The 20768-nt window shown below is 70.9% G+C and carries 16 protein-coding genes; 9 read left to right on the top strand and 7 right to left on the bottom strand.

The window, feature by feature from the left end:
* Window positions 1–19: 19 nt before the first annotated feature.
* Both WME75_RS33730 and WME75_RS33735 read right to left on the bottom strand, forming a co-directional pair.
* The gene (locus tag WME75_RS33730) at window positions 20–892 is read right to left on the bottom strand and encodes a nitrilase-related carbon-nitrogen hydrolase (RefSeq protein ID WP_437479444.1); all 873 of its coding nucleotides are present in this window, start codon (window positions 890–892) and stop codon (window positions 20–22) included.
* Window positions 892–2340 carry a CoA-acylating methylmalonate-semialdehyde dehydrogenase gene (locus tag WME75_RS33735; RefSeq protein WP_437479445.1) on the bottom strand — a complete coding sequence of 483 codons (1449 nt, stop codon included), beginning with the start codon at window positions 2338–2340 and terminating at the stop codon, window positions 892–894. Before WME75_RS33735 ends, WME75_RS33730 begins: the two co-directional genes overlap by 1 nt.
* A gap of 586 nt (window positions 2341–2926) precedes the next feature.
* On the opposite strand from WME75_RS33735, the gene WME75_RS33740 reads away from it, so the two are divergent.
* Entirely contained in the window at window positions 2927–3355 is a 429-nt protein-coding gene (locus WME75_RS33740) for a hypothetical protein (RefSeq protein ID WP_437479447.1), read from the top strand.
* Window positions 3356–3436: 81 nt separating this feature from the next.
* Window positions 3437–5767 carry an Rv1355c family protein gene (locus WME75_RS33745; protein WP_437479449.1) on the top strand — a complete coding sequence of 777 codons (2331 nt, stop codon included), beginning with the start codon at window positions 3437–3439 and terminating at the stop codon, window positions 5765–5767.
* A 30-nt stretch (window positions 5768–5797) separates the two neighbouring features.
* On the opposite strand, the gene WME75_RS33750 is transcribed toward WME75_RS33745, so the two are convergent.
* Together WME75_RS33750 and WME75_RS33755 are read right to left on the bottom strand one after the other, a co-directional pair.
* Entirely contained in the window at window positions 5798–6178 is a 381-nt protein-coding gene (locus WME75_RS33750; RefSeq protein ID WP_437479451.1) for an STAS/SEC14 domain-containing protein, read from the bottom strand.
* 41 nt (window positions 6179–6219) lie between these two features.
* The gene (locus WME75_RS33755; protein ID WP_437479453.1) at window positions 6220–8367 is read right to left on the bottom strand and encodes a hypothetical protein; all 2148 of its coding nucleotides are present in this window, start codon (window positions 8365–8367) and stop codon (window positions 6220–6222) included.
* Window positions 8368–8876: 509 nt separating this feature from the next.
* On the opposite strand from WME75_RS33755, the gene WME75_RS33760 reads away from it, so the two are divergent.
* Both WME75_RS33760 and WME75_RS33765 read left to right on the top strand, forming a co-directional pair.
* Complete coding sequence (locus WME75_RS33760) at window positions 8877–9662, top strand: TerC family protein (protein WP_437479455.1); 786 nt, start codon at window positions 8877–8879, stop codon at window positions 9660–9662.
* Window positions 9663–9829: 167 nt separating this feature from the next.
* Window positions 9830–10291 (top strand): response regulator, encoded by a 462-nt coding sequence (locus WME75_RS33765; RefSeq protein ID WP_437479457.1) that lies wholly within the window; start codon window positions 9830–9832, stop codon window positions 10289–10291.
* Window positions 10292–10370: 79 nt separating this feature from the next.
* Here the strand turns inward: WME75_RS33765 and WME75_RS33770 are convergent, their stop codons facing one another.
* The 3 genes from WME75_RS33770 to WME75_RS33780 form a co-directional block, all read right to left on the bottom strand.
* Window positions 10371–12485: a S9 family peptidase gene (locus WME75_RS33770; RefSeq protein ID WP_437479459.1), complete on the bottom strand. Its 2115-nt coding sequence runs from the start codon at window positions 12483–12485 to the stop codon at window positions 10371–10373.
* A gap of 149 nt (window positions 12486–12634) precedes the next feature.
* A complete protein-coding gene (locus WME75_RS33775; RefSeq protein WP_437479461.1) occupies window positions 12635–13393 on the bottom strand; it encodes a ferritin-like domain-containing protein in 759 nt (252 codons plus the stop codon).
* Window positions 13390–14589 (bottom strand): hypothetical protein, encoded by a 1200-nt coding sequence (locus tag WME75_RS33780; protein ID WP_437479463.1) that lies wholly within the window; start codon window positions 14587–14589, stop codon window positions 13390–13392. Before WME75_RS33780 ends, WME75_RS33775 begins: the two co-directional genes overlap by 4 nt.
* A 260-nt stretch (window positions 14590–14849) precedes the next feature.
* On the opposite strand from WME75_RS33780, the gene WME75_RS33785 reads away from it, so the two are divergent.
* The 5 genes from WME75_RS33785 to WME75_RS33805 all read left to right on the top strand — a co-directional run bounded on the left by WME75_RS33785 (window position 14850) and on the right by WME75_RS33805 (window position 20719).
* Window positions 14850–16376 (top strand): deoxyribodipyrimidine photolyase, encoded by a 1527-nt coding sequence (locus WME75_RS33785; RefSeq protein ID WP_437479465.1) that lies wholly within the window; start codon window positions 14850–14852, stop codon window positions 16374–16376.
* 170 nt (window positions 16377–16546) lie between these two features.
* A complete protein-coding gene (locus tag WME75_RS33790; RefSeq protein WP_437479466.1) occupies window positions 16547–17317 on the top strand; it encodes a VTT domain-containing protein in 771 nt (256 codons plus the stop codon).
* A 209-nt stretch (window positions 17318–17526) separates the two neighbouring features.
* Window positions 17527–19095 carry a protein kinase domain-containing protein gene (locus WME75_RS33795; protein ID WP_437479468.1) on the top strand — a complete coding sequence of 523 codons (1569 nt, stop codon included), beginning with the start codon at window positions 17527–17529 and terminating at the stop codon, window positions 19093–19095.
* Window positions 19096–19157: 62 nt separating this feature from the next.
* A complete protein-coding gene (locus WME75_RS33800; RefSeq protein ID WP_437479470.1) occupies window positions 19158–20096 on the top strand; it encodes a tetratricopeptide repeat protein in 939 nt (312 codons plus the stop codon).
* A gap of 197 nt (window positions 20097–20293) precedes the next feature.
* Window positions 20294–20719 (top strand): YciI family protein, encoded by a 426-nt coding sequence (locus WME75_RS33805; RefSeq protein ID WP_437479471.1) that lies wholly within the window; start codon window positions 20294–20296, stop codon window positions 20717–20719.
* Window positions 20720–20768: the final 49 nt, after the last annotated feature.

Consider the following 20768-nt stretch of genomic DNA (forward strand, 5'->3'; position numbering starts at 1 on the left):
TCGCCGCGGCCGAGGGCCCTCAGGGCAGCTGCTTCGTGAGCTCACCGTAGCTCTCGGGCCGGCGGTCCCTGTAGAACTGCCACGTCCGCCGGACCTCCTCGATCAGGTCGAGGTTCATCTCGGCGACCACGAGCTCGTCCTTGTCCTCGCTCCCTGTCGCGAGGAAGCTGCCCCGCGGGTCGCAGAAGTAGCTCGTGCCGTAGAACTTGCCGATGTTCCACGGCGCCTCGGTGCCGACGCGGTTCGAGGCGGCGATGAAGTAGCCGTTGGCCACGGCGTGCGCGGGCTGCTCGAGCTTCCAGAGATACTGGGAGAGCCCGGCGACCGTCGCCGAGGGGTTCCACACGATCTCGGCGCCGTTCAGGCCGAGCAGCCGCGCCCCCTCCGGGAAGTGGCGATCGTAACAGATGTACACGCCGATCCGCGCATACCGCGTCTGGAACGTGGGATATCCGAGATTCCCCGGCTTGAAGAAGAACTTCTCCCAGAACCCGTTCGTGTGCGGGATATGCGTCTTCCGGTACTTGCCGAGGTACGTGCCGTCGGCGTCGACCACGGCCGCCGTGTTGTAGTAGACGCCCGCCATCTCCCGCTCGTAGATGGGGATGATCATCACCATCTTGTACTTCTTGGCGTAGGCGGCGAGCCGCTCGACCGTCGGGCCGGGGACGGGCTCGGCCACGTCGCACCAGATCGCGTCCTGGGAGGGACAGAAATAAGGCGTGTTGAAGACCTCCTGCAAACAGAGGATCTGCACCCCCTTCTTCCCCGCCTCGTCGATGAGCGGGAGGTGCTTCTCGAACATCGCGTCCCGGATCGAGAGGACCGAGGCGCCCTCGTCGTGGATCGGGGTCGAGCACTGGATGAGCCCGCCAAGTACGTTTCGTGCCATCAGAACCACCTCGTGATGACGATCTTGCGCTCCGTGTAGAAGTCGATGGCCGTCGGGCCGTGCGCCTTCAGGTCGCCGAAGAAGCTGCCCTTCTGGCCGCCGAAGGGGAAGAAGGCCATCGGCGCCGCGACGCCGATGTTCACGCCGACCATCCCGGCGGCGACGCGGTGCTGGAACTCGCGCGCGGCGCGGCCGCTCGACGTGAAGATCGACGCCGCATTGCCGTACTCGCTCCGGTTCGCGATCGCGATCGCCTCGTCGAGGTCGTTCGCGCGCATCAGGCAGGCGACCGGGCCGAAGATCTCCTCGGTCGCGATCACCATCCCCGGCCGCACGTCGTCGAAGACCGTGGGCCCGACCCAGTTGCCGTCCGGATACCCCTCGACCTGCGCGTCCCGGCCGTCCAGGAGGAGCGTCGCCCCCTCCGACACGCCCTTGGCGATGTACGAGACCACCCGGTCCCGGTGCGCCGCCGAGATCACCGGGCCCATGGTCACGCCCTGCGTCGCCCCGTCGCCCAGCACGATCGCCTTCGCGTGGCGGACGAGCCCCTCGCGCACGGCCTCGTATGCGTCGCCGACGCACACGACGACGCTGCCCGCCAGGCACCGCTGGCCCGAGCAGCCATAGATCGACTCGGCGATGTTGCCGATCGTCTTCAGCCGATCGGCGTCCGGCATCACCACGAGGAAGTTCTTCGCCCCGCCGAGCGCCTGGACCCGCTTGCCCGCCTCGGCGGCGCTCCTGTACACGTGGCGCGCGACCGTCGACGAGCCGACGAACGAGACGCCCGCGATGTCCCTGTGCGCGCAGAAGGCGTTCACGACGTCGCGGCCGCCGTGGACCAGGCTCACGACCCCGGGCGGCAGCCCGACCTGCTCGATCAGCTCGAAGATGCGCTGCTGCGAGAGCGGCACCTGCTCCGACGGCTTGAGGACGAAGGTGTTCCCCGTGGCGATCGCGTAGGGCAGGAACCAGAGCGGGACCATCGGAGGGAAGTTGAACGGCGTGATCGCCGCGAAGACGCCGAGCGGCTGGCGGACCGTGTGGCAGTCGATCCCGGACGCCACGTCCTCGAGGGCCTGTCCCATCATGAGGGCCGGGATGCCGGCCGCGTGCTCGATGTTCTCGATGCCGCGGCCGAAGTCGTTCCTGGCCTCGACCAGCGTCTTGCCGTGCTCGGAGGTGCAGATGGCCGCGATCTCGTCGCGGTGGGCGTCGAAGACCTCGCGCATCTTGAAGAGGTAGCGCGCCCGCTGCACCGGCGGCGTCGCGCTCCAGCCGGGGAACGCCGCCTGCGCGGCCTTCACCGCCGCGTCGACGTCCGCCGCGGTCGAGAGCGGGACCTTCGCGAGAGATTCCCCGGTGGCCGGGTTCTTCACCTCGAGGTGCGTCGTCCCCGAAGAGCGAGACCAGGCGCCGCCGACGAAGTTTTCGAGCACGCGCATCGCGAAACACCTTTCCCCCGGCGAGGTGGTCCCATTGACATCCGCAGCAAGCAGGGCGCCGGCCCTGTCCGCTGGACAATACAACCCACCGATCGAGCGCTACATGCGGTGGGGGTCCTCCGTCAAGCCTCGGTGCGACGTGCCCGCGCCGCAGCCGCCGTGCGAAAGACCCTCCACGCACATTCCGTAGTATAGACCACAGCGTAGCTGACAGCCCCCGGTGCAACTGCCCAGCAGCACGTCATGAAATCCATTCGAAACAACTCAGGTACGCCCTGGTCCGGCCGCGCGGTCGATGACGTCGCCCCGTTCGGGCGGCGTCATCGACCGCGGCCCTCCAGGCCGATCCGGCACGGCGACGCGCGCAGCCCGGCGCCGAGACCTGCGCGCCGCATGGCGCCAGCACCGCGTCGAAAGTCGCTCCCGAGCGTTGCTGCGTCAATCGAACCGTCCTAGGTGCAACGCCATGGATCTCACGAACCCTGGCCCTGTCATCGGCCGCCCGGCGATGTCAGAGGACGATGCCTGCGCGAACTGGCGGCTCGGCGGCGCGACGACGTAAGCTCTGCGTGCGCTCGGTGAGACGATGACCCTACCCACCATGCTGTTCGACACGACGGAGCACGTGCTCATCGCCGTCCACGGCAGGGAACCGCCGAACGACGAGGACTGGGAGCTCTACATGCAGACGGTGCTGGCGCTCCCCCCCACCTGCTCCAGGACTCTGGTGGTGACCGCCGGAGGGGGCCCCAACGCGAAGCAGCGCGCGTCCGTCAACGATTTTGTAAGCAACCACACGCTCACGGTGGCGATCTGCACCGATGCGCTGCTCGTCCGGCAGATCACGATAGCGCTCAGCTGGTTCAACCCGAGGGTCAGGTCGTTCCGGGGCAACGACATCGCGGGCGCCCTGCGCTATCTCGACATCAGCGGGCCCGAAGCCGCCATGGTGCACCACAAGGTCGCGCGGATGCGGCTCGAGATCGAGGGCCGGGCGCCCCGCACGCCGCGCTGATCCGGGGCTCTCGTGGGGCCGCGGCGGCGCCGGCGCCCGGCGCCGCGACGCGCCGGGAGCGACCGTGATACCACGGTGGCCATGACCAGCTGGCAAGAGCTCATCTCTTCTCCTCGGCGACGAGACGCAGAATCGACCGAGTCGCGGCCGCGCTTCTTCCGGCCGGCGCGCGGGGCGGACGCCGAGGAGCTCGGGCGCCTGCTCCGCGACGACGCGCGCGTCCAGGTCTTCGACGCGATCGACCGGCAGCTCGCGGATCTGGTCAAGACGCGGCACCCGAGCCGCACCCTCGAGGAGCGCGAGATCGCGCGGCTCGTCGAGGAGCACCTCCGCGGCGCCCCGCGGGAGGCGTACGGCGTGTGGGTCCACTACCCGTGGTCGCACCGCCTCGTGCACCTGCTCGATGAGGCCGAGTTCGTCGAGCTCAGGACCAACCGCAACAGGTACAAGATCAGCCCCGAAGAGCAGGAGACGCTCGCCGGGCGGCGGATCGGCGTCGTCGGGCTCTCCGTCGGCCAGTCGGTGGCGCTGACCATCGCGCTCGAGCGGAGCGCCGGCGAGCTGCGCATCGCCGACTTCGACCACCTCGAGCTCTCGAACATGAACCGGATCCGGACCGGCGTGCACAACCTCGACGTGCCCAAGGTGGTCGCCACCGCGCGCGACATCGCCGAGCTCGACCCGTTCTTCAAAGTAAAGTGCTTTTCCGAAGGGGTCACTCCGGACAACATGGATCGCTTCCTGCTTGGAAGGAACGAGGGCGAGGACGAGGGCGAAGGCAAGCTCGATCTCGTCGTGGACGAGTGCGACAGCCTCGATATCAAGCTGGAGATCCGCTTCAGGGCGCGCGCGCACCGCATACCGGTCCTGATGGACACGAGCGACAGGGGGCTCATCGACGTCGAGCGCTTCGATCTGGAGCCGGACCGGCCGATCCTCCACGGGCTCGTCGGCGACCTCAGGCCCGAGCGCATCCGCGGCCTGTCGACGGAGGACAAGGTGCCTTATGTGATGCAGATCATCGGGCAAGACACGCTCTCCACGCGGTTCGGCGCCACGCTCATCGAGGTGCAGCAGACGGTGAGCACGTGGCCGCAGCTCGGGTCGGCGGTCGTCCACGGCGGGGCGGCGGCCGCGGACACGGCGCGCCGGCTCGTCCTGGGAGAGCCGGTGCGGTCGGGCCGGTACTACGTCGACCTGGAGCAGATCATCAGCGGTCCAGAGGGCGCGCCGGCCGGAGGTCCGGGCGCGTCGCCCGCGCCGCGCGGCCCGGCGCTCGATCCCGCGTCGCTCGCGCTCCCGCCCGGCGGAGAGGCCGGCGCCGTCCCGCTCGATCCGGAGCGGCTCCGGCGGCTCGTCGCGGCCGGGATCGCGGCGCCCTCGGGCGGCAACTGCCAGCCCTGGCTCTGGGTCTACGAGGCGCGCCGCCTCGGGCTGTTCCACGATCGGGCGCGCTCCGATTCGCTCGCCGACTTCCAGGGGGCGGGCGGCGTGGTCGCGCTCGGCGCGGCCGCCGAGAACGTCGTCCTCGCCGCGCACCGCGAGGGGCTGAGCGTGCGCCTCTCGCCCTTCCCGCTCGGCGGCGAGGACCTGGCGGCGACGTTCGACTTCTTCGGCGCGCCGGTGAGCGGCGCCGAGGGCCACGCGATGGATCGCCTCGCGGACTCCATCGGGCTCCGGCACACGAACCGGCGCCCGAGCCAGCGGGCGGCGCTCGCGGACGAGCACCGGGCCGCCCTCGCCGCGGCGGTCCGGTCCGTCCCCGGGGCGGACCTCCAGCTGCTCGAAGCGCCGGCGGCGCTCGAGGAGATCGCCGCGCTCATCGGCGCCGGCGATCGCCTCCGGCTGCTCGCGCAGAGCACGCACGCCGACCTGATGAAGGAGATCCGCTGGACCGAGGCGGAGGCGGAGGCGCGCCGGGACGGCCTCTTCGTCGGCGCGTTCGAGCTCTCGCCGGCCGATCTCGCGGGGTTCAGGATCTGCCGGGATTATCGCGCGATGGAGCTCGTGCGGCGCTGGGGCGGCGGAAGGGCGCTGGAGAAGGCGGCGCGCAAGGCGATCACCGGCGCGATGGCCGTCGCGCTGATCACCCTGCCGCGCGCCGGGCTCGCCGACTACTTCCAGGGCGGCAGGGCGCTCGAGCGGGCGTGGCTCACCGCGACGCAGCTGGGGATCGCCGTCTACCCGATGGCGACGCTGCCCTACCTGTTCGCGCGGCTCATCCGCGGCGGCGGCGAGGGGATGGAGCCGGAGACCGCGGCGGTCGCGAGGGAGCTCCGGGAGCGGTACGTCCGGCTGTTCGACGTCACCGACGCGACGGCGGAGATCCTGCTCTTCCGCCTGTCGCTCGCGGGGCCGCCCTCGACGCGCTCGCTCCGGCGCCCCCCCGAGGACGTGCTCGTCGCGCGCTGACCCGGGCCGCCGTCCCGGCGGCCGCCCGCCTCACGGCGCCGCGCGGTCGCCGAGGAGCCAGCTGCGCGCCGCGCCTTCGTCCTTGAAGACCCGCACGAGCTCCGCGGTGCCCGCTTCCCGGGCGATGCGGCCCGCCTGCAGCGCGGCGAGGTCGCTCTGGACCAGCTCGGCGGTCCGGATCACCCCCATCGCGGCCGAGGTCGCCTTGATGTCGCGGAGGAGCTCCGTCGCCTCCTCGGAGGCGATGGAGAACCCCCGGAAATCCACGAGGACGCGGATCTTCCGGCCGCAGAGCGAGCCGAGCGCCTTCGCGTACTCGACGGCATACGCGTGCGCCTCTTCCGTGCGCACGACGCCTTGCAACGTGACCTCGATGAGGGCGTTGATCTTGTCGATCTTGATTCGGTACATGCCGCCTCGGTGAGGGAGCTGGGATGGGGACCTGAACCGAGCTAGCGCGGCGGCGGCTTTGGCTCGGTGAGCTGGTAGACATGCTCTGCGAACTCCGGAATGAGCTCCCTCGCGATGATCCACAGCCGCCCTTCGCCGAGGTCGTTCAGTCCGGCAGTCCCTTCGTAGCTCACCCTACCGCGCTCGCCGAAGCAGATGAACGACGGCCGATCGTGGCTCCGGAACCAGCCGCACGCGGCGTCGAGCAGCGGGGCGAAGGCGGCGTCCCCGCCGGGGCGCATGGGGACGAGACGGACCGAGTCGAGCAGCCGGAAGAGGTTCGTGCCGAGCTCGCCGAGCTCGAGGATGGCGGCCGCCACCGGCTCGCCGCGCTGGCGCGCCACGAGCAGCGCGCGATCCCGCTCGAGCCCCGCGCTGCGCCAGCGCTCGATGCAGGGGCCCAGCGCGAGCCTGCCCGGCACGAGATCGAGCGCCTCCGCGTAGATGCGCGGCGACGTCGCGCACAGCTGGCCGAGGAGCGCCGCCTGCTCCGGCGGGGTCGCCTCGCCGATCTCGAACGGCGCGGCGTCCGCCCAGGAGGGCTCGGGGGGCAGCGCCGGGACATCGACGCCCATCAGGCGGAACGGCAGCGACAGCACGAGCCCTGTCGCCTCGTGCCTGCGGGCGAACTCGAAGAACGACCGCTCGTTCCACGCGACGTGCGCCTCGGCGTAGACGATGACCCACCGGCACTCCGGGTCGGCCAGCGCGTACTCGCAGCAGCGCGTGAAGATGTCGCGGAGCACCTGCCGGGAGCTCAGGTTGGAGGCGCTCTTGGGCCGCTTTGCGAGCTGATGAAACATCCACGTGCTGTGGTAAGGCTTCATCACCGAGAAATTGCCCTCGATGCCGTGCTCGGAGAGGCAGGTGACGTTGTGCAGGAGGTGCGGCACCGCCGCGGCCCGCTGCGCCATCCTCATGAGGCTCGGCCTCATGGCCTCGAAGTTCTCCGGGCGCCGCCCGGAGAGGTTGAAGTAGCCCGACGAGGCGAAGAGATCCCAGAACTCCGCCTGCCAGGCCGTCCCCCCGTAGGTGGTCGCGTGCAGGATGCGGGACACGAGCCGCAGCCAGCGCCGCTCGTCCTCGCGCTTCGCGGCGACGACCTGCACGCTGCAGAGCTGCGCGGCGGCGCCCTCGCCCGCGGACACCGACCGGACCTCGCCCTTCAGGTGAATCACCCCGTCGTCGCCGTCCGGGAGCTCCAGCGCAAGCTTGAGCCTCGCGTGCAGCGGCGGCTGCCCTTCCCCGAGCGCGAGCCTGAGGCTCGCGAAGGACACGTCGACCACCTCGGCCTCGACCGGCGGCAGGTGGAGCCAGTCGGGGTGCAGGAAGCGCGCGGTGAGCTCGACCTCGACGCCCCGCTCATGGAGGCTCCGGCGGAGGCGCTCCACCCGCGCCGGCAGCGCGGACACGATCTCGCCCGGGCGCACCTGCTCCGCCCGGATGTTGAAACGGAAGACGGAGCTGTGCCCGGCGATCTCGACCGCCGCCGCCTCGCTCCAGCCCTCGATGCCGAACCAGCGGACCGTCCCGACCTCCACCTCGCTGAGCATCACGCACAGCGACGGCGCGCTCTCGGCGGCGCGGCGGACGATGCCCTTCTTGCGCAGGAGGACGCTCAGGATGTCGCGCACCCGCCGCGGGTCGTCGATGACCTCGCGCACGTGCCCGGCCTCCGCGGCCGAGGACCTGAAGAGGCTCGAGGCCGCGGCCTTCGCCGCGCCGGCGTCGACGAGGGCGCGCAGCGCCTCGCGGATCTGGCCGCTCGCGCGCGCGGACACCTCCTGGAACGAGAGCCCGATGAGCGGGCCCCGCAGGCCCATCGACTGCAGCACCAGCAGGGCGGGGAGCGGGCCGATCTCGACGCCGCGGAAGTACAGGCGCACGGAGGCCACGCTGCCGAAGGGGAACGAGGTCTGGTAATCGGGCTCGATCCAGGCGCCCATCGCGCCGAGCAGGACGACCGGATAGCTCGGGTCGAGCCCCTCGATACGCAGCCAGACCTCGTCTCCGTCCAGCCAGCACGCCTCCGGCTCCTCGGCCGGCGCATCGTCCCCAAAGAGCGCTCGCCCGAGCGATAACCCGTCAGCGCCGCCCCGGGCAGCCCAGCTCGCCTCCTGCCCGAATCCGACCTTCGGAACCAGCGTCACGAGGTCGTCCCCCTCGCCATGAGACTACCTGTTCCAGGTGGAGAACAGGCGACCACGCCGCTTCGCCCGTGTGGCGAAGAGGCACAGCACCCCTCGGCGAGCTCGCCAACACCCCTCAGGAGCTCACCTGGAAGCCAGGAAGGAGGCAGATCCACTTGATCGTACTTCCATAACATCTGTACCGGATGTCAACAACCTGCGTCAAGCGACGCATGGCGCTCGCGTCGGCTAGCGTCGGCTAGCGTCGGCTAGCGTCGGCTAGCGTCGGCTAGCGTCGGCTAGCGTCGGCTAGCGTCGGCTAGCGTCGATCACCTGGATGGGCACCTGGATGGGCGCGCCCACAGCGACGCTGGCTTTTACCCTGCGTACCCTGCGCGCGGCGCCCCGCCCGCGCGCCCTGAACGCGGAAGCAAGATCGCCCCGGAACCCGCGGGGAGCGGGCGATGCACAGGAGACGTCGCGGGCATTCGCACCGCGTCATGCTACAAAGGGCCACCCCGATGCCCGACATGAGCGCCTTTCTGCACGCCGATGGCTGGATCACGCTCGCGACGCTCAGCGCGCTGGAAATCGTCCTTGGAATCGACAACATCGTCTTCCTCTCCATCATGACGGCGAGGCTGCCGCCGGAGCAGCAGCCGCTCGCCCGCCGCATCGGCCTCCTGCTCGCCCTCGGCATGCGGCTGCTCCTCCTGCTCGCGATCTCGTGGGTGATGGGGCTCAAGGCCACCCTGTTCAGCCTGCTCGGACACGACTTCAGCGGGCGTGACCTGATCCTGCTCGGCGGCGGTCTGTTCCTGATCGCCAAGGCGACCCACGAGATGTTCGACAAGCTCGAGGTCGAGGAGCCCAGCGAGCAGCAGACGAAGGCCAGGGCGTCGTTCCCCTCCGTCATCACGCAGATCGTGCTGCTCGACATCGTCTTTTCGCTCGACTCGGTCATCACCGCGGTCGGCATGGCGCAGCACGTCTCGATCATGATGGTGGCCATGTTCATCGCGGTGGGCGTGATGCTCGTCTTCGCCGGCACGATCGGCGCGTTCATCCAGCGCCACCCGAGCATGAAGATCCTCGCGCTGAGCTTCCTGCTGCTCATCGGCGTGGTGCTCGTGGCCGACGGCATGGGCCAGCACATCAGCAAGGGCTACATCTACTTCGCCATGGCGTTCTCGCTCAGCGTCGAGCTCGTCAACATGCGCCTCCGGCTGCGCCAGAAGCCCGTCCAGCTGCACACGAGGATGGGGAGCTCTCCGGACCTCCTGCAGGCGTCCGGACAGGCCCCGCCGAGGAGCTGAGGCCGCTCGGGGTCGCCCGCGGGAGCGCCGGTGGAGGGCGGAGCCGGGGCCGCCGGAGCGAGCTCCGGGAGAGCCTGTAAACAATTCGCACAGACGCTGTGTCCGAGGGTAGACGGCGACAGCAGCCGGTCCCAGAAGTGACACCGGGGTTCTCCACCGAGGTGAGCGTGAGCGACGAGCAGGGAGACGTAGCAACAAGGGGAAGGCGGCGGCGCATCGTCATCGTCGACGACGACGACGCCATCGTCGAGACGCTGGAAGAGGTGCTGCTGGCAGAAGGGTATGATGTCGAGGGGTACACCGACCCCCTCGAGGCGCTGGAGCGGCTGCGCTCCCAGGCGCTGCCGGACGTCATCGTCCTCGACTGCGTGATGCCGTTCCTGGACGGGCCGCGCCTCATGGAGACGCTCGCGGCCGAGGGGAGAGCGGTGCCGGTCGTGCTCGTGACCGCGCTCAGCGATCCCGGCTTCTGCATCGACCCGAACCACCCGGACGCGACGCGGATCATCAACAAGCCGTTCGACCTGGAGCAGCTGCTGGAGACGCTCGACGACCTCTCGAGCATGCCCCCGGTGAACGAGCCCGGGGCGCGGCGGCGCGCGCGGGCCGCGTCGACGCAGCAGACGTAGCGGGGCGGGGCCCCGGGGACGCGGCGGCGCGCGGCGCGGCCCGCCGCGCGAGCACAGGCGGGCCGCGGAAGGCGGGGGATCAGGGCCGGGGGAGCGCCGCGGCGAGGCCGTGGACGACGTCGGCGCCGACGGGGACGGTGACGCTCGCCCCCTGGAAGTCGCCGCCGATCGGCTCGTAGGAGCCGCCGAGGCACTGCGCGAGGAAGGTCTCGGCGATCGCGTTGAACGACATGGAGTTCTCCGGGCGGGCGAAGCCGTGGCCCTCGTCGGGGTACAGCGCGTACGTCACCGGGATCCCCTTGCTGCTCATCGCCTTGACGATCTGATCGCTCTCGGCCTGCTTCACGCGCGGGTCGTTGGCGCCCTGGCCGATGAGGAGCGGCCGCATGATCTTGTCGGCGCGGTGGAGCGGCGAGCGCTGGCGCAGGAGCTCGCGGCCCGCCTCGGTGCGGGGGTCGCCGACCCGCTTGGCGAAGAGCTCGAGCATCGGCGCCCAGTAGGGCGGGATCGACTCGAGCAGGGTCACGAGGTTCGACGGGCCGACGATGTCGACGCCGCAGGCGAAGGTCTCGGGCGTGAAGGCCAGGCCGACGAGCGTCGCGTAGCCGCCGTAGCTGCCGCCCATGATCGCCACGCGATCCTTGTCGGCGATGCCCTGCGCGATCGACCACGCCACCGCGTCGAGCAGGTCGTCGTGCATCTTGCCCGCCCACTCCAGGTCGCCCGCGTTGACGAACCTCTTGCCGAACCCCGTCGAGCCCCGGAAGTTGGCGCTCAGCACGGCGTAGCCGCGGTTCGCGAGCCACTGGTGCATCGGATCGAGGCGGAAGGAGCTGCGCGCCCAGGGGCCGCCATGCACGAGGAGCACGGTCGAGAGCGGCCGGTCCGGCGTGCCGTCCCCGTCGGGGTCGGCGGCGCGCGGGAGCGACAGGTAGCTCACGAGCTCGAGCCCGTCGCGCGCCTTGATGACCACGGGCCGCATCTTCACGAGCGGCTGCGACTCGAGCGCCGTCCGGTTCGTGAAGAGGAACGTCGCCTTCTTCGTTCCGCGCTCGTAGAGGTAGTACCGGGCCGGGCCGTCGGAGACGGTGTAACCGACGGTCCAGCGCTTGTCGTCGAGCGAGCGGCTCAGCACGTCGAGCTCGCCGTCGGCCACCGCGCGGAGGGCGTCGAGGTCCGGCTGGAGGCTCTTGTCGACCACGTGCCAGCGCTTGCGCTCGTGCTCGGAGGCCGCCGCCTGCACCTTGCCCGTCCTCGGGTGGACGATCACCGCGCTGACGTCGGCCTTCGCGTCCTCGGCGAGCACCGCGGGCTTCGCGGTCCTCGGGTCGAGTGCGACGAGCGCGGAGGTGTCGCGGCCGCGGCTGTCCCGGAAATAGAGCGTCTTGCCGGTCGCGTCGAAGCCGATCGCGTCGCTCGTGGCGGCGTCCTCGTGCCCGAACGCGACGAAGGGCTTCGGCTCCTTGCCGGTGAGGTCGAGGTACTCCTGGCCTCCGTCGGCCGTCATCCGCACCGCGAGCCGCGCCTTGAAGTCGTCGTCGGCGACGAACCCCGCGAACCCCTCGTTCTGCCGCACGAGCTTGCGCTCGCCGGTGCGGACCGAGACGCGGTAGAGGTCGTGGAGCTTCTTGTCCCGATCGTTCATGCCGATCAGGATCTCGTCCGGGATCTTCGAGCTCACCCCCTCGAACGTCGCGGCGATGCCCTCGAAGGGCGTGAGATCCTTGATCTGCCCGGTCTTGAGCTCGACGGCGTAGATATGCCAGTTCTCGTCGCCGCCCTTGTCCTGGCGATAGAGGACGTAGTCGCTCGCGTAGGGGAACAGGAAGGTGCGCACGCCGCGGCTCTGTTCCTTCGTGACCGGCCTGGCCGCCGCCGGATCGCCGGCCGGGCCGACCCACACGTTGAGCACGCCCTCCGAGGGCGCGAGGAACGCGAGCCGCTGGCCATCCGGGCTGATCTTGGGAGACGCGCGATCGGGGTTGCCGAAGAGCATGCTCCGCGGCAGGAGCGTCGCGTCGGCGCGCGGCGCGGCCTTCGCCGGCGCGGCCGGCGCCGCGGCGGCCGGGGCTGCCGGGGTCGGCGCGGCGGCCTGCTGGGGCGGCGCGGGCGCGGGCGCCGGAGCGCCGCCGCAGGCGAGCGGCGCGATGAGGGGCAGCAGGAACAGCGATCGGAGCTTCAGGGGTCGGTCCATGGGTTCATCCGGGGCGCGGAGCCGCCGGCTGCACCCCGCATGCGCCGCGCCCGCGCCCCGAGCGTCATACCCAGATCCCGGAGGCCGGTCTACGGCGGCCGCGTCCCTCCCACCGCCCCCGATCGCCCGGGGAGCACGCCTGGCCGGCGTCAGGCGGCTTGCTGCGGCGTCGTGGTGGTGGGCTCGCCGCGCGCGTCCAGCGCGAGCTTGCAGGACAGCCACCCGCGCACGAGCTCGAGGTGGCGCATCTCGTGCTGCTCGGCCACGCGGAACTCGGCGGCCATCTCGTCCTGGCCGTACGCGGTCGCCAGGTCGATGAGCATCCGCCAGCTGTCGTTGTCCGTGAGCTCGGCGACGAGCAGCGCCTGCAGGCTCTGCCCGAAGTTGATCCTCGGCTCGACGGCGACCGAGAGCACGCCGGCCGACGCCAGGCCGATCATATCGGCGCTGGGCGTCATCGCGGTCGGATCGGCCCCGAGCCGCTCGATCGCGCGCTTCAGCAGCGCGAAGTGCCGGAGCTCGTCGTCGCGGATCGCCTCGAGGTCGGCGCGGGTCGGGCCTCCCTCGAAGCTCCCCTCCGCGTCGTACTTGGCGATCAGCGCCTCGTAGAGGCGCGTGCCCGAGCGCTCGAACTGGAGGCGCTCGCCGAGCTTGTCGATGAGGAGCGCGGGCGGCCTGCCCTGGATGAGCTCCCCGGCCGCCTTGACCACGCCCTTGAGGCTCACCGGCGGCGGCACGCTGCCGACGGTGCCCGACTCCCGCGCGTACTCACCCCTGACCGCCGCGGCGTCGGCCTCGCTCCCGGGGGAGCTCGGCGGGATCGCCTGCGCGAACTCGATGAGCTCCTTGCTGTCGATGGGCGAGGTCGCGATACCGGTGGTGTTCGTCCCGATCGTGATCTGCTTCATGGCGTCGCCTCCTTCTGTCCGTCGATCTTCTCGGCGCGCCGCGAGAGCTCGGTGCCCGGCGTGAACTGGTATCCCGCGGCCACGATCTCGGAGGGCGAGCCGGCGGAGTTCATCTGCTGCCGGTAAGCGAGCGTCGCGGCGCTCTCCGGAACCACGTTCGGGTCGACGATGGCCTCGCCGACGGCGCGCAGGTGCACCTCCCTGGAGAGCACGTCGCGCACGAACTGGCGGTGGCTCTTGTGCGAGACCGGGTCCGGGAGCGAGGCGGGCAGGATCTCGGCCGCGTCGCGCCGCTCGATCCGGTTGAAGTGGTCGATGGCCACGTGGAGCTGCCCGAGCTCGTAATCGAGGAACCGCTCCCAGATCCGCTTCACGCGGGTGTTCTGCTCCTGCTGGAGGCAGCTCCAGTAGTTGTAGACCTCGTTGGCCTCGTGCAGGACCCACTTCTCGAGCCAGGTCTCCTCGGGGTCGATCATCGCCTCGTACTGGGTGACGTGCTGCTCCTCGATCGAGGCGATCTCGGCGTAGAGCAGCCGCGCCACCGGGTCCGCGAAGAACGGACCGACGTTGACGTAGTAGTTGTGCGTCTGCTGCTCGGCGGCCATGATGGTGAGCGCGTTGAGCTTCGTGATCGCGCTCGCGGTCCGGCGGTCGTAGGGCGCGCGCACGTCGTCCTCGGGGGCGCGGTGCTCCACCGCGGTCGGGCGGCCGACCGTCACGTCGGTGTACGATTGCAGGATGTTGTTCGCGTCCTTGCCTTGCAGGCGGTCCAGGAGCGCCGAGTAGCGATACAGGTGGTCGTAGTCCTCGAGCATGCCGAAACGATAGACCTGCGCGAGGTACGGGTCCGGCTCGGAGAGCGCCGCGTGCGCGGTGATCTCGATGGCGACCTGCTCGTATCCGATGGTGGTCTCCAGCGGCGATTGATCCGGCGGGTTGAGCCAGTTCACCACCGTGGTCTGGTGGTGGTCGACGCGCCGCACCTGGGCGAGCACGCGCCGCAGATCCCGGTTCATGCGCGCGAAGCTGTGCAGGAACCGCACGCTCTCGAGCTCGATACCGTTCATCAGGATGACGCGGACCCGGGTGAAGGCGTCGTCGTCGAGCTTGCTGAACGGCACCTGGACGAGATCACGCCAGTTGAACGACTGGCGGTCGAGCGGTATCCCCCGCTCTTTCAGGATATCGAGCGCCATGTTGCCCCCTCCTCGCGCGTCGGGCTCGTGCGCCGAGGCCTCGTGCGCCGAGCGATGACGGCTGCGGCGGTACTTGAGGCCGCCCTCCCTGCGGCGCAAGCGCGGGCGACGCCCGAGAGGCCGGGCCCGCGCGCGGCCTCTTCCAGGTGATCCTGCGAGTTCCAGGTGATCCTGCCAGGCGGTGTCCTGCGCGCCCTGGTCGGGCTGTGCTAGAGCACCCATCCACCTTCGCCGGCGGGGCCGGCCGTGGAGGAGGTCGCGTGATCTCGAGCAGCGTCCCCGAGCTCCGGCTCCGCACCCGCAACGCGATGCCAGTCCGCGAGGACGGCGACTACGTCCTTTACTGGATGATCGCGAGTCGCCGGACAAGGTACAATTTCGGTCTGGAGCGCGCGGTCGCCTGGTCGATGGAGCTCGATCGGCCGCTCGTCGTGCTGGAGGCGCTCCGGTGCGGCCACCGGTGGGCGAGCGACAGGATCCATCGCTTCGTGATCGACGGCATGGCCGACAACGCGCGCCGCCTCGCGGCGGCGGGCGTCATGGCTCACCCCTATGTCGAGCCCGCCGCGGGGGCCGGCAAGGGGCTGCTCGGCGCGCTCGCGGCGCGGGCGTGCGTGGTGGTGACGGACGACTATCCGTGCTTCTTTCTCCCCCGGATGGTCGCCTCGGCGGCGCGGCAGGTGCCGGTCCGCCTGGAGCAGGTGGACTCGAACGGCCTCTTGCCGATCCGCGCGGCCGATCGGGTGTTCACGACCGCGCGCTCGTTCCGCATCTTCTGGCACCGGGTGATCGGCGAGCACCTCGGCGCGCAGCCGGCGGTCGATCCGCTGAGGAAGGCGAAGCTCCGACCGGCGGCTCCCCTCCCCCGCGCGATCGCGCGGCGGTGGCCCGCGGCCTCGCCGGCGCTGCTCGGGGGCGACCCTGCCGCGCTCTCGGCGCTCCCCATCGATCACGCCGTCCCGCCGGTGCCGCGCCGGGGCGGCCCGGAGACGGCGGGCAAGGAGCTCGCGCGCTTCGTCTCGGAGCGGCTCCCGCGCTACCTGGACGAGCGCGATCACCCCGACGCGGGCGTGGCGAGCGGCCTGTCGCCGTACCTGCATTTCGGCCACCTCGCGGCGCACGAGGTCTTCGCCGCCGTCGCCCGGCGCGAGGGCTTCCGCGCCGAGCGGCTCGGCCGCCCCGACGACGGCGTCCGGAGGCCGAGCGGCAGCCGCGAGGGGTTCTGGGGGATGAGCGCCTCGGCCGAGGCGTTCCTCGAGCAGCTCGTCACCTGGCGGGAGCTCGGGTTCAACGCCTTCGCGCTCGGCGCGAGCGAGGGAGACGGGCCGCGCCTCTCGTGGAAGCGCGATCCGACCGACTACGAGTCTCTCCCGGACTGGGCGCTCGCGACGCTCGAGAAGCACGCGCGCGACAGGCGCCCGCGCGTCTACCCGATCGAGGCGCTCGCGGCCGGGGCGACCCACGACCGGATCTGGAACGCGTCGCAGGTCGAGCTCCTCCGCGAGGGTCGAATCCACAACTACCTGCGCATGCTCTGGGGCAAGAAGATCCTGGAGTGGTCGCGGACGCCGCGCGAGGCGCTCGAGGTCATGATCGAGCTCAACGACCGGTATGCGCTCGACGGCCGCGACCCGAACTCCACCTCGGGCATCTTCTGGGTGCTCGGCCGCTACGATCGGGCCTGGGGTCCGGAGCGCGAGATCTTCGGCACGATACGTTACATGTCGTCCGAGAACACCGCCCGGAAGCTGCACCTCAAGGAGTACCTGGCGCGCTATGCGCCGTAGCGCGCGCGGCCACCGCCGGCGCGGTCAACCGGCGCGGCCGCGCGCTCGCCCCCCCGGTGGATTTCCGGGGAGCGAGGCCAGGGAGCTCGCCCCCGGGGCGCTGGAGAGGCCCGGCGAGGCGGCGAGGCCTCTCGCGCCGCGCGGAGCTGCCGCGCGGGCCGGCGGCGCCCGTGGGAACACGACAGCGCTGGACGCCGGCGGCGGGCGCCCTGGCAGGGGCGCACGCGGGGTTCGACGCGGCCGCCGAGGTGAGCTATCGAGCGGGCGTGGAACTCCTCCGTGAATTTTTCAGCAGGCTGAGGGAGCTCGAGTCGCTCCTCGAGTGGGGCGGCTACCCCGTCCTGATGATCATCATCTTTGCCGAGACGGGGCTGCTCATCGGGTTCTTCCTCCCGGGGGACTCGCTGCTCGTCACGGCCGGGGTGCTCGTCAATGCGGGGCTCATCAACCCTCTCAATCTGACGAACTTCCAGAACCTGCTCCTGATGAACGTCACGCTGATGGCGATGGCGATCATCGGCGACGCGGTGGGCTTCTCGATCGGGCGGCGCGCCGGGCCGAAGATCTTCACGCGCGAGCAGTCGCTCCTGTTCCGCAAGGATCACCTGATCGCGACGCAGAAGTTCTACGAGAAGCATGGCGGCAAGACGATCATCCTCGCGCGCTTCATGCCGTTCGCCCGGACGTTCGCCCCGGTGGTCGCGGGCGTGGGGCAGATGGCGTACCGGCGCTTCGCGATGTTCAATGTGGTGGGCGGCGTTCTCTGGGTCTTCTCGATGACCTTCCTCGGGTACTTCCTTGGCAAGGTCTTCGACGCGAAGCAGATCGAGCGGGTCGTTTACCTGATCATCTTCGTCTCGGTGGCGCCGGTCATCTTCGGGGCCGTCAAGCACCGGCTCCAGCAGAAGAAGGCCGCCGCGCCGCTCGGCACCGAGCCGTAATCGCCGCCTTCCGGCGAGGCGGGGGGCGCGGCAGCCGCGTATCCCCCCGCGGAGTCAGCTCTACCCAGCCATAGCCCCTCCCGCAAAGCGCTTCCAGGGCCGCCGTCCGTCCCCGCCTATCATCGCGGCGCCGCCCTCCCGCCCTTCTCCCCGAGGGCCGTGCGCCTCTTGTACTCTGCGCCACCTGCCCGCTACGCTCTCCGCTCACCATGCCGCAGCAACCCGCCGTTCCTTCCGGCGTCCCCGCGCCCGGCGACGTCCTCGCGGGCAAGTACCGCATCGAGCGCGTCCTTGGAGCCGGCGGCATGGGCGTGGTCCTCGCGGCGTGGCACCTCGTCCTGGAGCGCCGCGTCGCCGTCAAGTTCCTCCTCCCCGAGGCCGCCGCGCTCCCCGACGCCGGCGCCCGCTTCCTCCGCGAGGCCCGCGCCGCCGCCGCCCTCGACGGGCAGCACATCGCGCGCGTCCTCGACGTCGGCGCGCTGGACTCGGGCGCGGCCTACATGGTGCTGGAGCACCTGACCGGCGACGATCTCGGCCAGGTGCTCCAGACCCGCGGCACCCTCCCGCTCGTCGAGGCCACCGACTACCTCCTCCAGGCCTGCGAGGCGATCGCCGAGGCCCACGCGCGCGGCATCATCCACCGCGACCTCAAGCCGAAGAACCTCTTCCTCACCCGCCGCCCCGACGGGACTCCCCTCCTCAAGGTGCTCGACTTCGGCCTGTCGAAGTTCATCGCCACCGGCGATTCCGTCAAGGAGGCGAGCCTGACCGCGACTGGCCTCATCATGGGCTCCATCCATTACATGTCGCCCGAGCAGATTCGCAGCCTGAAATACGCGGATGTGCGCACGGACATCTGGGCCCTGGGCGTGATCCTGTATCGCATGCTCACGGGGCGGCACCCGTTCGAGGGCGACAGCATGACCGCCGTCACGGCGGCCATCATGATCGACACGCCCACCTCGGTCATGGCGCTGCGGCCGGACGTGCCCCCGGCCGTCGCGGCGCTCGTGAGCCGATGCCTCGTGAAGGACCCGAACGCCCGCGTCCAGAGCGTGACCGAGATCGCCCGCGTGCTCGCGCCTTTCGGGACGTATCGCGCGAGGCTCTCCTTCGAGAGCATCGATCGGCTCCTGCCGGAGCCCGCCCCCCGCGCCGGCTCCTCGCCGGCCGAGGCCGCGCCCACCGTGGCGCCCCGTGCGGTCGGCGCGTCGTCGCCCTCGTGGGTCGGGGCGCCCGAGGCCGCGACGACGGCTCCCATGCCGGCTCCCCCGGGCACGCCGTCGTCGCCCGGCAGCGAGGCGGCGGGGACGGCGCACGCGACGCTGCCCCACGCCTCCTGGGGCAGCACCACGCGGACCAGCAAGCCACGCAGCCGCGTGGCGCTGCTCGCCGGCGCCGCCGGCGTGTGCCTGCTGGCCGGGTTCGTCCTTGCGTGGCGGCTGACGGCGAGCGGGCCCGTGAACGGCAACGCGCCCGTGACCTCGATCGCAGCGCCTGAGCCCCCGTCTGCGTCCCCCGGCGCGGCCAGCGCGGTGACGGTGACAGCCACCGAGGCTCCCACCGAGACCGCGCCCCCGGCGCCAGCGCCGCCCAGCCGGACGCCCGCCGCGAGCGTCTCCGTCGAGGTCGCGGCGGAGCCGGCACCTTCCCCGACAGCACCAGCGTCCGCGGCGCCGAAGCCGCGTGCAAGCGCCGCCCCCTCAGCCAGGGCGCCTTCACGATCGACGACCAGCCCACCGAAGACACCTGTGGATCCAGGGAGTATATGGCCTTGACGAAGCAAGCAAGAGTTCCCGCTGCGGGCCGTGGCATCCTGTCGCTCTCCCTCGTTTGCGCGATGAGCCACGCGGCCGCCGCGCAGCCCAAGAGCTCCAAAGCGGCCGACGCGCAGGCGCTCTTCGAGCAGGGCCGCGCAGCCCTGGAGGCGCGGGACTGCGTCCGTGCGATTCCGCTCTTCCGTAAGAGCCAGGAAACGTATCCGGCTCGCGGCACCCTGTTCAACCTCGCGCAGTGCGAGGTTGAGCTCGGGCGGTTCGCCAGCGCAACACAGCACTACAAGGAGCTCATCACACAGCTAACGCCCGACGACCCCCGTCTGCCCATCACCCAGCAGCGCATCGCGGAGCTCGAGCCGCGTCTACCCAGGCTGGTCATCCAGCTCGCGGACGGCGCGCCGGCGCCCTCGGAGGTGCTGCTCGATCGGGCCGCGATGCCGCAGGCCAGCCTTGGCAGCGAGCTCCCGGTCGATCCCGGGGACCACGTGATCGTCGCGCGATGGGCGGACGGCAGGCAGGCCGAGGCGCGCGTATCGGTCGCCGAGGGGGCGCGCAAGGACGTGCGTCTCGAGCCGCCGCCGGCCGCCGCCGCGCCGCCCCCGGACCGCGTGTCCGACGCGGCGCGGGCCCCCTCTCCTCCCCCGGACGCCTCGCCCTTGCCCGCCTCCAGCGCGCGGCGGACGCTCGCCTTCGTGGTCGGCGGCGTCGGCGTCGCGGCCCTGGGTGGGAGCTTCATCACGGGCGGTCTCGCGATCGGCGCGATGGGCGATCTCGAGAAGGAGTGCCCGGATCCCTCGCGGTGCAGCGACGAGGGCATGTCGATCAGCTCCCGCGGCCAGACGCTCACCACCACGAGCACCGTGCTCGGCGCGATCGGCCTCGCGGGGATCGGCGCTGGCCTTGTGCTCCTCCTGACGGCGCCAGAGCAGCGCACCTCGATCGCCCTCGCGCCCGCGATCCTGCCGGGCGGCGGCGGCGCGCTGCTGCGCAGCCGCTTCTGAGCTCCCGGCCCGGGGCGGAGGGCGGGCGATCTGACAAATTACCAACAATTTCAATTGGTTATGGCGAATTGAAAAAAAGCTCGCCCGGCGTGTCGATCCCGTGGCCCTCTGTTCGTCGTGACGGTGAAGCCAGGGTTCACCCCCGCCGGAGCCCCTCCGGAAGCCCGGCTTCCACCCGGAAGCAAGGAGACACGACCATGCGATTCATGATCCTGATCAAGGCCACCAAGGACAGCGAAGCGGGCGTCATGCCGAGCGAGCAGCTCCTCACCGAGATGGGGAAGTTCAACGAGGAGCTGGTGAAGGCCGGCGTGATCGTCGCGGGCGACGGGCTCCACCCGAGCGCGAAGGGCGCGCGCGTCCGGTTCTCGGGCGAGAAGAGGACCGTGATCGACGGGCCCTTCGCCGAGACAAAGGAGCTGATCGCCGGCTTCTGGATCTGGAAGGTGAGCTCGAAGGAAGAGGCCATCGAGTGGGTGAAGCGCTGTCCCAACCCCATGTACGAGGAGTCCGAGATCGAGATCCGCCAGGTGTTCGAGATGGAGGACTTCGGCCCCCAGCTCACGCCCGAGCTCAGGGAGCAGGACGAGCGCCTGCGGGCGCAGGTGGAGGCGAAGAAATAGCCGCAGCGCGCTCGGGCTTGCGCCGGCGGAGGAAGGTGCTCTGATCGAG

It is taken from the genome of Sorangium sp. So ce1014 (genome assembly GCF_051521505.1).
GTDB lineage: Bacteria > Myxococcota_A > Polyangia > Polyangiales > Polyangiaceae > Sorangium.